Genomic DNA, 13,068 nt, shown 5'->3' with positions numbered 1-13,068 from the left:
GCCCGCGATTGGAACAACTCGGTACTCAGGATTAACGCGCTTTTGGCGTCGCGACTTTATCGCGCAGATAAACCGGCTGCGCCTCATCCGCCACGATCGCTTCACCGCGCGCCCAGGCAAAACGCGCCAGGGTCAGCAGGTCTTCGGCATGCGGCAACATGCCTGCATCCTGCCCGGTCAGGCTAACGGCAATGCGCTCGGCATAGCCCCAACCGGTGCCCGCGCCAAACCACTCGCCGCTGGCATCGGCCGGCAATGCCGCCACTTCCGGTGGCAACACCGCCTCTTTGCCGACCAGGCGCATCTCCCCCGCCGTTTCGCGGTAGCAACCCCAATACACCTCATCCATGCGCGCATCGATGGCGGCCGCGCCCTGGCTGACGCCGTGTTCGCGATACGCGCGCTGCGCCAGCACGGCCAGGTTCGACACCGGCAGCACCGGGCGATCCAGCGCAAACGCCAGGCCCTGCACCACGCCGATGGCGATTCGCACACCGGTGAACGCGCCCGGCCCACGGCCAAATGCGATGGCATCGACCGCTTGCAACGTGGTGCCCGCATCGGCGAGCAACTGCTGGATCATCGGCAACAGTTTCTGCGCATGCAGGCGCGGGATCACCTCGTAATGGCTCGTAACCTTGCCGTCATGCAGCAAGGCAACGGAGCAAGCTTCAGTCGCGGTGTCCAGGGCCAACAAGGTGCTCATCGATGTTTCCGTAAGAGAGGTTCAGAAAAAGTGCGCCAGTATAAACAACTACGGCCCGCAAGCGGGCCGTAGAAGATGAAGCGTTTCAGACTTTTCAGTTCAGCGCTTCAAGCACCTTGCCGGTGATCGCTTCAACCGAGCCAACACCTTCGATGTGGCTGTACTTCGGTTTGCCTTGAGCGGTCGACAGCTCCTGGTAAAACTTCACCAGTGGCTCGGTCTGGGCGCGGTAGACCGACAGACGATGACGCACGGTTTCTTCGGTATCGTCTTTGCGCTGCACCAGCTCTTCACCGGTGATGTCGTCTTTACCGGCAATTTTCGGCGGGTTGTAGACGATGTGGTACACGCGGCCGGAAGCCTCGTGAACACGACGACCGGCGATACGCTGGACGATGTCTTCGTCTTTAACGTCGATTTCCACCACGTGATCCAGCTCAACGCCCGCCTTCACCAGGGCTTCAGCCTGGGGAATGGTGCGCGGGAAACCGTCGAACAGGAAACCGTTGGCACAATCTGCCTCGCTGATACGTTCCTTGACCAGATTGATGATCAGGTCATCGGAAACCAGACCACCGCTGTCCATGACGCTCTTGGCGATCAGGCCCAGCTCGGTGCCGGCCTTGACCGCAGCACGCAGCATGTCGCCGGTGGAGATTTGCGGGATGCCGAATTTTTCGGTGATGAACTTTGCCTGAGTACCTTTACCGGCCCCGGGAGCTCCCAGCAGAATGACGCGCATCGATGTGCTCCTCAATTTTTTATTTAATAACAACGGATTCGCCTCGTGGGGCCAATCTCAAAAACAGGGTCGTGACCGCCCAAACGGCCAAAGGCTGCTCAAGATACACAGCAGGCCCGGACCACACAAGCCGCCGAAAGTCGGAGAAACCCGCACCTTAAGTGACCTTGGGATGGAGTACCCCAAGTCGCAACCCCATCATTAACTGTCGCCTGGCAGCACATTTAAGCCCCGTCCCACGCAGGCATTCGACGCTCGCATCGAGTGCCTGCCCCCACGACAAAAACCTTAGCCGGTATTACGCAAACCGGCGGCAATCCCCGCCACAGACACCAGCAATGCCTGTTCTACCGGGCTGCCCTGCTCCACTTCCTGTTGCCGCGAACGCGCCAACAACTCAGCCTGCAATAGATGAAGAGGGTCGAGGTAAGTGTTGCGCAAGCGGATGAATTCAAGGGTGGCTGGGCTATGTGCCAGTAGCTGCGACTGACCAGTCAGCCCCAGGACCACGGAGCAGGCCTGCGACAATAGGTCGCGTAAATGCGCGCCCAAAGGTAACAAATCCGACTCAACCAGACGTTCATCGTAGGACCGGGCGATATCGGCGTCAGCTTTGGCCAGGACCATTTCCAGCATATCGATGCGCGTGCGGAAGAACGGCCACTGCTCGCGCATCTGCCCCAGCAGTTCGCCTTCACCGCGTTCCAGTGCCTTGCTCAGGGCCGCTTCCCAGCCGAGCCAGGCCGGCAGCATCAGACGTGTCTGGGTCCAGCCGAAAATCCACGGAATAGCCCGCAGGCTTTCGATGCCGCCAGCGCGGCGCTTGGCCGGACGGCTGCCCAGTGGCAAACGCCCGAGTTCCTGTTCCGGGGTCGACTGGCGGAAATACTCGACGAACTGCGGATTTTCCCGCACCACGGCGCGGTAAGCACTGACACCGTCAGCGGCCAATTCGTCCATCAAGTGCCGCCATTCAGGCGTTGGTGGCGGCGGTGGCAATAAAGTCGCCTCCAGCACCGCCGCGAGGTACAGATTGAGGTTTTGTTCGGCGATGTCCGGTAGGCCGAATTTGAAACGAATCATTTCCCCCTGCTCGGTGGTGCGGAACCGTCCCGCGACCGAACCCGGTGGCTGCGACAGAATCGCCGCATGCGCCGGGCCGCCGCCACGGCCCACGGTGCCGCCGCGACCGTGGAACAACAGCAGTTCCACTTGTTGCTCGCGGCAGATGTCGACCAGACGCTCCTGCGCCCGGTACTGCGCCCAGGCCGCCGCCGTGGTGCCAGCGTCCTTGGCCGAGTCGGAGTAGCCGATCATCACTTCCTGCGGCCCTTGCAGACGCGCGCGATAACCCGGCAGCAGCAACAGCTTTTCGATCACCGGCCCGGCGTTGTCGAGGTCGGCGAGGGTTTCGAACAGCGGCACCACGCGCATCGGGCGCAATCCGCGGGATTCTTTCAGCAGCATTTGCCCCGCCAGCACGGCGGAGGCGGCGCCCGCCATGGAGATTACATAGGAGCCGAGGGATGCGCTCGGTGCCGCAGCGATTTCCCGGCAGGTCGCCGGCACTTCGGCGGTGTCGGCGGACGGCTTGAAGTACGCCGGCAGCAACGGCCGACGGTTGTTCAATTCGCGCATCAGGAAGGCGATGCGTTCTTCTTCGCTCCAGTCTTCGTAGCGACCGAGCCCCAGGTAATCGGTGATTTCGGTCATCGCCGCCGAGTGCCGGGACGAGTCCTGACGCACGTCGAGTCGCACCAGGAACAAACCGAACGTGACCGCGCGACGCAGACAATCGAGCAGCGGCCCGTCAGCGATCACGCCCATGCCGCACTCATGCAACGACTGGTAGCACAGCTCCAGCGGATCGAGCAGGTCGCGGTTGTTTTGCAGGACGTCGGCCGGTGCCGGTGTGGTGCTCGTCAAGGAAGCGTGAGCCCAGTTGCGGGTCGCACGCAGGCGTTCGCGTAACTGTTTAAGCACGGCGCGATAAGGTTCAGCGCTGTCCCCGGACTTGGCTTTCAGGGCATCGCTGGCCTGCTGCATCGACAATTCGGCAGCGAGGTGATCGACATCGCGCACGTACAAGTCCGCCGCCATCCAGCGCGCCAGCAACAAGACTTCGCGGGTCACGGCAGCGGTGACGTTAGGGTTGCCGTCGCGATCGCCGCCCATCCACGAGGCAAAGCGAATCGGCGCGGCCTCTAGCGGCAAATGCAGGCCGGTGGCGTCATGCAGGGCTTTATCCGCCTTGCGCAGATAATTCGGGATCGCCTGCCACAGTGAATGCTCGATCACCGCAAAACCCCACTTGGCCTCATCCACAGGCGTCGGGCGGGTGCGGCGGATTTCTTCGGTGTGCCAGGCTTCGGCGATCAGGCGCTGCAATTTCGCGTGGATCTGCTCGCGCTCGGCAGTGGTCAGGTCGCGATGGTCCTGGGCGGCCAATTGCGCTGCGATGGCATCGTATTTCTGGATCAGTGTGCGGCGTGCCACTTCGGTCGGGTGCGCAGTGAGAACAAGCTCGATCTCCAGCCGCCCCAGTTGCCGAGCCAGGGATTCGGCGCCATGCCCTTCGGCGCGCAGTCGGGCGAGCAGTTCCGGCAGCACCCGCGCTTCGAACGGCGCTGGCTGCGACTCTTCACGACGATGAATCAGTTGATACTGCTCGGCGATGTTGGCCAGGTTGAGAAACTGGTTGAAGGCCCGCGCGACCGGCAGCAACTCGTCCTCACTCAATTGGTTGAGGCTGGCGCTCAGTTCGGCGTCCATCGAACCGCGACGGTCGGCCTTGGCGCCCTTGCGGATCTGCTCGATCTTGTCGAGAAAGCCGTCCCCGTACTGTTCACGAATGGTATTGCCCAACAGTTCACCCAACAGGTGAACGTCCTCGCGCAAGCGTGCATCAATATCGGTCATCAGCAGTTCTCCAGCAAAAAGTCCGGGTGCTTTGTCGTTAGAGAGTGCCGTCGTAAGGCGGTTCTTACAAGCGGGCGACGATGGGAATGGTGTTTGCCTGAGTTTTGGGATTGGGATTGGGATTGGGTACATATCCGTTTCTGCGGTAACGGCGGCTTATGGTTTCGCTCTTACAGCGAGTCACTTGGAAAAGCCCCAAGTAACCAAGGGCTCTTGCCCCTGGCGTACGGCCTTCCGATGGGGCAAGCAGATCAAAAGCAAAATCAAAAGCACGGCGGCCTGCGGGCCGGCCTATTGGTCACGCTGGCATCAGTTATGCGCCCCAATTCCATGGCTGACAAAAATCCAAACTGTGGGAGCGGGCTTGCTCGCGAAAGCGGACTGGCATCCGCCATTGATGTCGACTGACACGCGAAATCTGAAAACCACCAATCCCCTGTAGGAGCTGGCTTGCCAGCGAAGCACTCAAAAGCGCCGCGTTTATCCTGTTGAAACGCGTCATCGTTAACGTCCTTCGCTGGCAAGCCAGCTCCTACAGGGGATGCACCGCCCCTCGTGAGGCACCGAACGAAAGGAGCAAGAACCCTTGGTTACTTGGGGCTTTTCCAAGTGACTCGCCGTAAGGGCGAAACCCATAGCAGCCGTTACCGCAGAAACGGATATTCACCCAATTCCCAAGAAGCACCAAGAAGCACCAAGCCAAAGTGAACAGCATCAGACGACGAAGGGACTTTAAACCTTGTGGGTTAAAGCTAGTCTGAAGAGTAAGCCGTACAACGGCTCAGCCGGCCACCGCCGGACACCACACTGCCTGCCACGAGCAGGAGCGCATTGAGGTCATTATGAAAATCCGCGAGCTTGCCCAGCATTGGGAAGAAAACGCCAAGGGTCGCCTGACCGAAACGGGCTACACAATTCATCTGGACGTGGAAGCCGCCGCACGGCTGGCGGCGATTACCGAAATGTACCCCAAGCGCCAGCCCGAAGAACTGCTCGGCGAACTGATTGGCGCCGCGCTGGAAGAGCTTGAGAAGAGCTTCCCGTACGTGAAGGGATCGACCGTCGTGGCCACCGACGAAGAAGGCGATCCACTGTACGAAGACGTCGGACCGACGCCGCGTTTTCTCGCCTTGTCCCGCCGGCATTTGCACGATTTGTCGGCCGGTAACGACAAGCAAAAACACTGATCCCACCACCAAACCTGTAGGAGCGAGCTTGCTCGCGATGGACTTAACAACAACGCGTTTACCCAGTAATCACGCGTTTTCGTTAACGACCATCGCGAGCAAGCTCGCTCCTACAGTCGTGAAAAAACCCGGTTTAGAGCCTTGTCTGTTCGGTCAAAGTTTTTTCGGGCATCAGGCCATCTTCTCTGAACTTTTGAAAAACGCCTCGGGTCACAACCAGTAACCACGCCTGGGACGGCCGTTTCAAAACACCCCGGAAACTGAAGGTTGCGGCTCCATACCCAGGATGGAATTTCAAGTTTTTCAGGAGTTAGCCCAATGGAGTTGAAGACCATGAAGACCCGTACTGCCAAATCCTCGTTCACCCACCTGCGCGGCTTGAAACTGGCCGCACTGGCACTCGGCAGCAGCCTGGTTCTGGCCGGTTGCGCCGGTAACCCGCCGACCGAGCAATTTGCCGTGACTGAATCGGCGGTCAACAGTGCAGTCAGCGCCGGCGGCACCGAATTCGCCGCCGTTGAAATGAAGTCCGCCCAGGACAAGCTCAAACAAGCCGAACTCGCCATGCACGACAAAAAGTTCGACCAGGCTAAAACCCTGGCCGAACAGGCCGAGTGGGACGCTCGCGTGGCGGAACGCAAAGCCCAGGCGATGAAAGCCGAACAAGCGGTGAAGGACTCTCAGAAAGGGGTTCAGGAACTGCGTCAGGAAAGCCAGCGCACCGTTCAGTAACGACGCGGCACGACGTATTTCTTACTCGACTAAAAGGACGAAACCATGATGCGTAAACAATTGATGATCCCGGCTCTTCTGGCGGCAAGCGTTGCACTGGCGGCCTGCTCCACCCCGCCCAACGCGAACCTGGAACAGGCCCGCACCAACTACACCGGCCTGCAAGCCAACCCGCAAGCCAGCAAAGTCGCGGCGCTGGAAACCAAAGACGCCAGCGACTACCTGGACAAGGCTGACAAGGCCTACATGGATAAGGAAGACCAGGCCAAGGTCGACCAACTGGCTTACCTGACCAATCAGCGTGTTGAAGTGGCGAAGCAGACCATCGCCCTGCGCACCGCTGAAGCCAATCTGAAAAACGCCTCCGCACAACGTGCCCAGGCGCGTCTGGATGCCCGCGACCAGCAGATCAAGCAGCTGCAGGATAGCCTGAACGCCAAGCAGACCGATCGCGGCACGCTGGTGACTTTCGGTGACGTGCTGTTCGCCACCGACCGGGCTGATCTGAAATCCAGCGGTCTGGTGAATATCAACAAACTGGCGCAGTTCCTCTCGGAAAATCCGGATCGCAAAGTGATTGTCGAGGGTTACACCGACAGCACCGGTACAGCGAGCCATAACCAGTCGCTGTCCGAACGTCGCGCCGGTTCCGTGCGCACGGCCCTGGTGAAAATGGGCGTTGATCCGGCGCGCATTGTGGCCCAGGGTTATGGCAAGGAATACCCGGTAGCGGAGAACGCCAGTGTCTCGGGTCGGGCGATGAACCGTCGGGTGGAAGTGACCATTTCCAATGACAACCAACCGGTGATTCCGCGTTCGGCGGTAAGCTCGAACTAAGCTCGAATCGCTGATGCATAAAAGCCCCGCCTGATTTGATCAGGCGGGGCTTTCGTTTTTTAAGATCAAAAGATCGCAGCCTCGTTTCTCTCGACAGCTCCTACAGAAACACACTGTCCCTGTAGGAGCTGTCGAGAGAAACGAGGCTGCGATCTTTCAAGACGCGCTACGGTTGCAGTTTCTGCGGGGTGTCCTGCCCCATGCACCGCACAGCTTTTTTCTTGTTGTTGACCAATACGCCGCTCAGGCCTTTTTGTTCGGTGTCGAACATCACCAGCACGCCGTCGATGCACTGGGCCACTTGGGCCGCCGGTTCCAGGGAGATTTTGTAGTCTTCGCCCGGCACGGTCTTGAGCATGGTGAAGTCGCTGAGCAGCAACGCATCCTCAGGCTTGGCGAAGTGCAGGTAACCGTAGAACCACAGGGCTCCGACGGTGCCGATGATGCTGCAGATACCGGTGATGATCAGCGGGATGGCGTTACGTTCTTCACTCATTGCGGGCTCTCTGGTGGTTCAGCTTCTGAATTCGGGGGTGCCGGGTAGTTGGGGACTTCAGCCAGGCGGCGCAGGCCGTTGAAATGCTGCGGATCGTCGAGATAGCGCAGCATGACTTTGCGCCAGACCGGGTCGGCGAACGTCTGCACATGGCCGCCACGGGTCAGTTGCAGCACGCGCGGCGGCGGCGCAGCTTGATACAGACGGATGCCGTTGGAAAGAGGCACGATCGGATCATCGATGCTGTGGTAGATCAGTTTCGGTACGCCATTGAGCTGCGCCATCGAGTTGATCGCGCTATCACCGTCCGGCACCAGCCACGACAGCGGGACCTGGAACGTCCAGAACACCCATGAGTTGCTCAACGCATAGCGACCGACACTGCGGTAGCTGGCGGGCACGCCGTCCATGACAAAGGCCTTGAGTTGTTTCTGCCGCTCGGGATGCTGCACGAGGTAATGCACGGCCATCGACCCGCCGAGGCTCTGGCCAAGGAGGATCAGCGGCTTGCCCTTGACCTCCGGCGCCTCGTCGAGCCATTTGAACGCCGCATCGATGTCCTGATAAATCGCCGGCAGCGACGGTTCTCCCTCGGACAAACCGTATCCGCGATAGTCCACCAGCAGCACTTGATAACCTTCCTCGGGCAACCACCAACTGCCGCCCAGGTGCATCGGCAGGTTGCCGCCGTTGCCGTGCAGGTGCAGCACCGTGCCTTTGACCTCGACCCCTTTTTTCGCTGGCAACCACCAACCGTGCAGCTTGAGGCCGTCGGCGGTGACCAGGGTGACGTCGCGGTATCCGAGCTTGGCTTTTTCCGGGGTGAACAACTGGCCGGGCTCGGGGTAGAACAGCAGCGAGCTGCAACCGCCGAGGGTCAGGAGCAGGAAAAAAATACCGAGGATTCTCATCCGTTGAAACCTCGCGAAAATGGGTTGGCACAGGATCTTGTGGCAAAAAATGAACCAGTGGGAGCGGGCTTGCCCGCGATAGCGGTGTCACTGCCAACATGAATGCTGAATGTTAAGCCGCCATCGCGGGCAAGCCCGCTCCCACAATGGTCCCCGCCAGCCTTAAAGGATGTTCGAGTAATCCGCTTCGATCCGGTCCAGACTCAGGTGATTGAGGAAGTTGGAGAAGCACATCCACGCCGACAGTGCGTTCAGGTCGCGGAACTGATCCGGCAAATACTTCGGTGCCACCACCAGGCCTTCATCCACCAACTGGCGCAAGGTGCGCATGTCTTCCAGCGTGGTCTTGCCGCAAAACAGCAGTGGTATCTGCTCAAGCTTGCCTTTACGCACGGCCAACTGAATGTAGTTGTAAACCATGATAAAGCCCTTGAGGTAGGACAAGTCTTTGGTAAATGGCAGACCTGTCGGCACCGAGCCACGGAAAACCCGACTGGCGTTGCCATAGCTTTCGGCCATTTCGAAACCTTGCTCGCGGAAGAATTCGAAGATCTGCAAAAAGTCCGCGCCCTCCTCCACCATGTGAATGGCACGGGTACGGTTGGTCAGTTTGCGCAGGCGGCTCGGGTACGAGGCGAAGGTGATGATTTCCATCAGGATCGCCAGGCCTTCCTGGGTCACCGTCGACGACGGCGGGCCTTTGGAGAGGAAGGTGCAGATCGGCTGGTTCAGGCCGTTGAGCGTGGTGCCGACATGCACCAGGCCTTCATGGACTTCCAGGGCACGTACGTCGCGGTCGTTGAACATCGCATCGGCGCGGATCTTGATGTAGTCGGCACCGGCGGCCGCATCGGCGACGATCCCGTCAGACTCGAACACCCGAATGGTTTCTTCAGCCTCGCCAAACACCTTGTTCAACCGATGTTGCAGCAGGCTGACCGCGTCCTTGGCGGTGAGGATTTTCGGCTCATCCTTCAGGTCGCCACGGCCATCGATGTTATTCAGGTAGTCGGACATCATCAGGCCGAGGTCGGCCAGGGTCGGGTCACCGGCGTGGAACGCGTCGGACGCGGCGCCGTACAGCTCCTGGGAAATCAGCCCGAAATCCTCGGTGCCGCGCGCTTCGAGCATGCGCACCACCATCCGGTATTCCTTGCACATGCGACGCATGATCTGGCCGACCGGGTTGAACTGGCCGAGCTGGCGGGTGATGTCGCGCTCGATGTTCTGGAATTCCAGTTTCACTTTGCTGGAGTCGAAGGACAGCGGCCGGTTCAAGTAGTAATCGCGGTCCACCGCCGGCATTTCCTTGCCCTTGGCCTTGAGAAAACCCTTGCGGATGCTGTCGTCCCATTTGACCGCATCGAGGACGCGGATCGGCGTCTGCGCCAGCACAATGCGATCGGACAAAATGCGTATCGACTGCTGGTAATCGTCCACCCGAAACTCCTGTAGAAAAACCGTTGCGTACTGGGATTATTTGGCTTTGGCCAGGCGCTGGTAGCGCACCGCCTCGACGAACACATCAGAGTTGGCCGGGTCGTCGAGGTAGGCGAACACCTGATCCATGCTGGTATTGATCAGCACGCCGTCGCCGTCGTCGGTCTGGTAGCCTTCGCCGCTCAGGACCTTTTGTTTCAACGCCTGGTTGATCTGCTCGAGGTCGAGGTTGTAGACAACCAACTCATGTTTGTCAGTGAGTTCAAAACCGAAAAGGGTGAAATGCCCGCCGAATTGCGCCGGCACTTTCGCCGACAGATACCAGCGGCTGCCATGGCGCGTCACCGTGAACGGATAGGCTTCGCGTTCCTTGGGTCTGGCTTTGAAATAACTGACCGCCTGGTAGTGATGGTCGCCGATGCGCGTCAGTTCCAGGTTCAGCGGTTCACCCCAGGCATTGGTGCTGGTCCATTTGCCGAGTAACCCTTTGGGCGCGGGGTCGCTGTCGGGCAGTGGCTCCTTGAAGGTCACCAGACAGCCACTGAGCAGCAGGAACGACAAGGCGATCACAACGACACGCCAGGCTTTCATTCAACACTCCCTATGAACACAACGCCCCAAATGGTCACCGCCCCTGTAGGAGCGAGGCTTGCCCGCGAAGGCGATATGTCAGTCAACATCGATGTTGAATGTTAAGCCGCCTTCGCGGGCAAGCCTCGCTCCTACAGGGGTGCGGTGCCCCCCCGGGATTACACCGACGCCAGTACCAAGTGCATGTAGCGCGTGAGGATGCCGAGCATTTCCTCTTCGGCAACAGGCTCGGCGTCGTTGAGCAGGCCCTGATATTCCATCCGTCCGATAATGGCCGTCAACACTTTGGCATCCTGTTGTGGCTCGCGGGAACCCAGCACCTCGAAAAAATGGCAGGTGCCCTGCAGGAGAATTTGCTGATGCGAGCGCACCAACTCCGCCAGGCGCGGGTTCAACAGCGCTTCCTGACGGAATGCCTGCTCGGCCATCAAATGCTCGCGACGGTTCTGCAATTGGCGGTGCACATAGTCGGACGTCAGCCGCGCAATGTCGTCCGCCAACTGCGAACGGGACTCCGGGCTGCCATCGCCATAGGCGACCATTTCCCGGAGCAATCCCTCGTTGTTGGCCCACAGCTTGGCCATGAAGGCCGCGCTGCGTTCCACGTATTGGGCGAAGGTATCGGTGAGCAGGTCATCGATATCCTTGAAATAGTAAGTGGTGGCCGACAGCGGCACACCGGCCTCCGCCGCCACCGCACGGTGACGCACGGCCCGCACGCCATCGCGCACGACAATGCGCATGGCTGCATCGAGAATGTCCTGGCGACGCTGCTCACTGCCCTGTCGGCTGGCCTTGCGGCCCTGGTACTGAACACTTTCAGCGACCGCAGTGGCGACACCCGCTGCACCTTCTTGAGCAATTGCATGATTCACGACAGGTCTTTCCTCTCAGATGAAAGCAACAAGTTGATACGTTTGTACCAGACAGGCAATAAAAAGCCGCCTGAATAGGCGGCTTTTTAATTGAAACACTTACGCTTGCGGCCGCATGTGCGGGAACAGGATCACGTCGCGGATCGACGGGGAGTTGGTCAGCAGCATCACCAGACGGTCGATGCCGATGCCTTCACCGGCCGTTGGCGGCATGCCGTACTCCAGCGCGCGAACGAAGTCGGCGTCGTAGTGCATGGCTTCGTCGTCGCCGGCGTCCTTGTCGGCCACCTGCGCCATGAAGCGCTCTGCCTGGTCTTCCGCGTCGTTCAACTCGGAGTAGGCGTTGGCGATTTCACGGCCACCGATGAACAGCTCGAAACGGTCGGTGACGTTCGGGTTGTCATCGTTGCGACGGGCCAGCGGCGACACTTCGAACGGGTACTGGGTAATGAAGTGCGGCTGTTCCAGCTTGTGCTCGACCAGCTCTTCGAAAATCATCACCTGCAGTTTGCCCAGACCTTCGAAGCCCAGCACCTTGGCGCCGGCCTTCTTGGCGATGGCACGCGCCTTGTCGATGTCGTTCAGGTCGTCGGCGGTCAGCTCAGGGTTGTACTTGAGGATCGAGTCGAACACCGACAGACGCACGAACGGCTCGCCGAAGTGGAACACTTTGTCGCCATAAGGGACGTCGGTGCTGCCCAGGACCAGCTGCGCCAGTTCGCGGAACAGTTCTTCGGTCAGGTCCATGTTGTCTTCGTAGTCGGCGTAAGCCTGGTAGAACTCCAACATGGTGAATTCAGGGTTGTGACGAGTCGAAACGCCTTCGTTACGGAAGTTGCGGTTGATCTCGAACACTTTCTCAAACCCGCCAACCACAAGGCGTTTGAGGTACAGCTCAGGCGCAATGCGCAAGAACATGCCCATGTCCAGCGCGTTGTGGTGAGTCTCGAACGGCTTGGCCGCCGCGCCACCCGGAATGGTTTGCAGCATCGGCGTTTCCACTTCCAGGAAGTCACGCTGCATCAGGAAGCTGCGGATGTGCGCAATCACTTGCGAACGCACACGGAAGGTCTGGCGCACGTCTTCGTTGACGATCAGGTCAACGTAGCGCTGACGGTAGCGCTGTTCGGTGTCGGTCAGGCCGTGGTGTTTGTCCGGCAGTGGGCGCAGCGACTTGGTCAGCAGGCGCACTTCAGTCATTTCGACGTACAGGTCGCCCTTGCCGGAGCGCGCCAGGGTGCCAACGGCTGCAATGATGTCGCCCATGTCCCAGGTTTTCACCGCGGCCAGGGTTTCTTCGGACAGAGTCTTACGGTTGACGTAGACCTGAATGCGACCGGTCATGTCCTGGATCACCATGAACGAGCCACGGTTGAGCATGATGCGACCGGCAACCTTGACCGGGATTGCAGCCTCTGCCAGCTCTTCCTTGGTCTTGTCCGCGTACTGTTTCTGCAAGTCTTCGCAGTAGTTTTCGCGGCGGAAGTCGTTCGGGAAGGCATTGCCCTTGGCGCGCTCGGCAGCCAGCTTTTCCTTGCGCAGGGCGATCAGGGAGTTTTCTTCCTGTTGCAGGGCTTGCGGGTCGAGTTCTAGGTCGCTCATGTCTTTAAATATTCCATCACAGGTTCGTTG

Annotated in this window: 12 protein-coding genes; 3 read left to right on the top strand and 9 right to left on the bottom strand. The window is 59.6% G+C overall.

The annotated features are described in order from the left end of the window. Window positions 1-31: 31 nt before the first annotated feature. The 3 genes from tsaB to ppc form a co-directional block, all read right to left on the bottom strand. A complete protein-coding gene (gene tsaB, locus AEQ67_RS32010; protein ID WP_059407744.1) occupies window positions 32-706 on the bottom strand; it encodes a tRNA (adenosine(37)-N6)-threonylcarbamoyltransferase complex dimerization subunit type 1 TsaB in 675 nt (224 codons plus the stop codon). A gap of 94 nt (window positions 707-800) precedes the next feature. Then, window positions 801-1,448: an adenylate kinase gene (gene adk, locus AEQ67_RS32005; RefSeq protein ID WP_059407743.1), complete on the bottom strand. Its 648-nt coding sequence runs from the start codon at window positions 1,446-1,448 to the stop codon at window positions 801-803. Window positions 1,449-1,736: 288 nt separating this feature from the next. Beyond that, window positions 1,737-4,367, bottom strand: a complete 2,631-nt coding sequence (gene ppc / locus AEQ67_RS32000; protein WP_059407741.1) for a phosphoenolpyruvate carboxylase — start codon at window positions 4,365-4,367, stop codon at window positions 1,737-1,739. Between the two features lie 842 nt (window positions 4,368-5,209). Here ppc and AEQ67_RS31995 point away from each other — a divergent pair. From AEQ67_RS31995 to AEQ67_RS31985, 3 genes are all read left to right on the top strand, one after another. Continuing rightward, complete coding sequence (locus AEQ67_RS31995) at window positions 5,210-5,554, top strand: hypothetical protein (protein WP_034150733.1); 345 nt, start codon at window positions 5,210-5,212, stop codon at window positions 5,552-5,554. Window positions 5,555-5,872: 318 nt separating this feature from the next. Continuing rightward, complete coding sequence (locus AEQ67_RS31990) at window positions 5,873-6,286, top strand: DUF4398 domain-containing protein (RefSeq protein WP_059407740.1); 414 nt, start codon at window positions 5,873-5,875, stop codon at window positions 6,284-6,286. A 48-nt stretch (window positions 6,287-6,334) separates the two neighbouring features. Beyond that, window positions 6,335-7,123 carry an OmpA family protein gene (locus tag AEQ67_RS31985; RefSeq protein ID WP_059408037.1) on the top strand — a complete coding sequence of 263 codons (789 nt, stop codon included), beginning with the start codon at window positions 6,335-6,337 and terminating at the stop codon, window positions 7,121-7,123. Window positions 7,124-7,289: 166 nt separating this feature from the next. Here the strand turns inward: AEQ67_RS31985 and AEQ67_RS31980 are convergent, their stop codons facing one another. The 6 genes from AEQ67_RS31980 to lysS all read right to left on the bottom strand — a co-directional run bounded on the left by AEQ67_RS31980 (window position 7,290) and on the right by lysS (window position 13,038). Further along, the gene (locus AEQ67_RS31980; protein WP_059407739.1) at window positions 7,290-7,619 is read right to left on the bottom strand and encodes a hypothetical protein; all 330 of its coding nucleotides are present in this window, start codon (window positions 7,617-7,619) and stop codon (window positions 7,290-7,292) included. Then, a complete protein-coding gene (locus AEQ67_RS31975) occupies window positions 7,616-8,530 on the bottom strand; it encodes an alpha/beta hydrolase (protein WP_059407738.1) in 915 nt (304 codons plus the stop codon). Before AEQ67_RS31975 ends, AEQ67_RS31980 begins: the two co-directional genes overlap by 4 nt. 162 nt (window positions 8,531-8,692) lie before the next feature. Then, window positions 8,693-9,970, bottom strand: a complete 1,278-nt coding sequence (locus AEQ67_RS31970) for a flavohemoglobin expression-modulating QEGLA motif protein (protein WP_059407736.1) — start codon at window positions 9,968-9,970, stop codon at window positions 8,693-8,695. 36 nt (window positions 9,971-10,006) lie between these two features. Beyond that, on the bottom strand, window positions 10,007-10,561 hold the full coding sequence (locus tag AEQ67_RS31965) for a hypothetical protein (RefSeq protein WP_059407732.1): 555 nt from the start codon (window positions 10,559-10,561) through the stop codon (window positions 10,007-10,009). 158 nt (window positions 10,562-10,719) lie between these two features. Next, window positions 10,720-11,436, bottom strand: coding sequence for a TetR/AcrR family transcriptional regulator (locus AEQ67_RS31960; RefSeq protein WP_059407731.1), 717 nt, complete (start codon window positions 11,434-11,436; stop codon window positions 10,720-10,722). Window positions 11,437-11,535: 99 nt separating this feature from the next. Further along, a complete protein-coding gene (gene lysS / locus AEQ67_RS31955) occupies window positions 11,536-13,038 on the bottom strand; it encodes a lysine--tRNA ligase (protein ID WP_059407729.1) in 1,503 nt (500 codons plus the stop codon). Window positions 13,039-13,068: the final 30 nt, after the last annotated feature.

Source organism: Pseudomonas sp. RIT-PI-q, from assembly GCF_001297125.1.
Classification (GTDB): domain Bacteria; phylum Pseudomonadota; class Gammaproteobacteria; order Pseudomonadales; family Pseudomonadaceae; genus Aquipseudomonas.
Note: the sequence above shows the minus strand (reverse complement) of the source record. Positions and strands in the feature narration are given on the sequence as shown.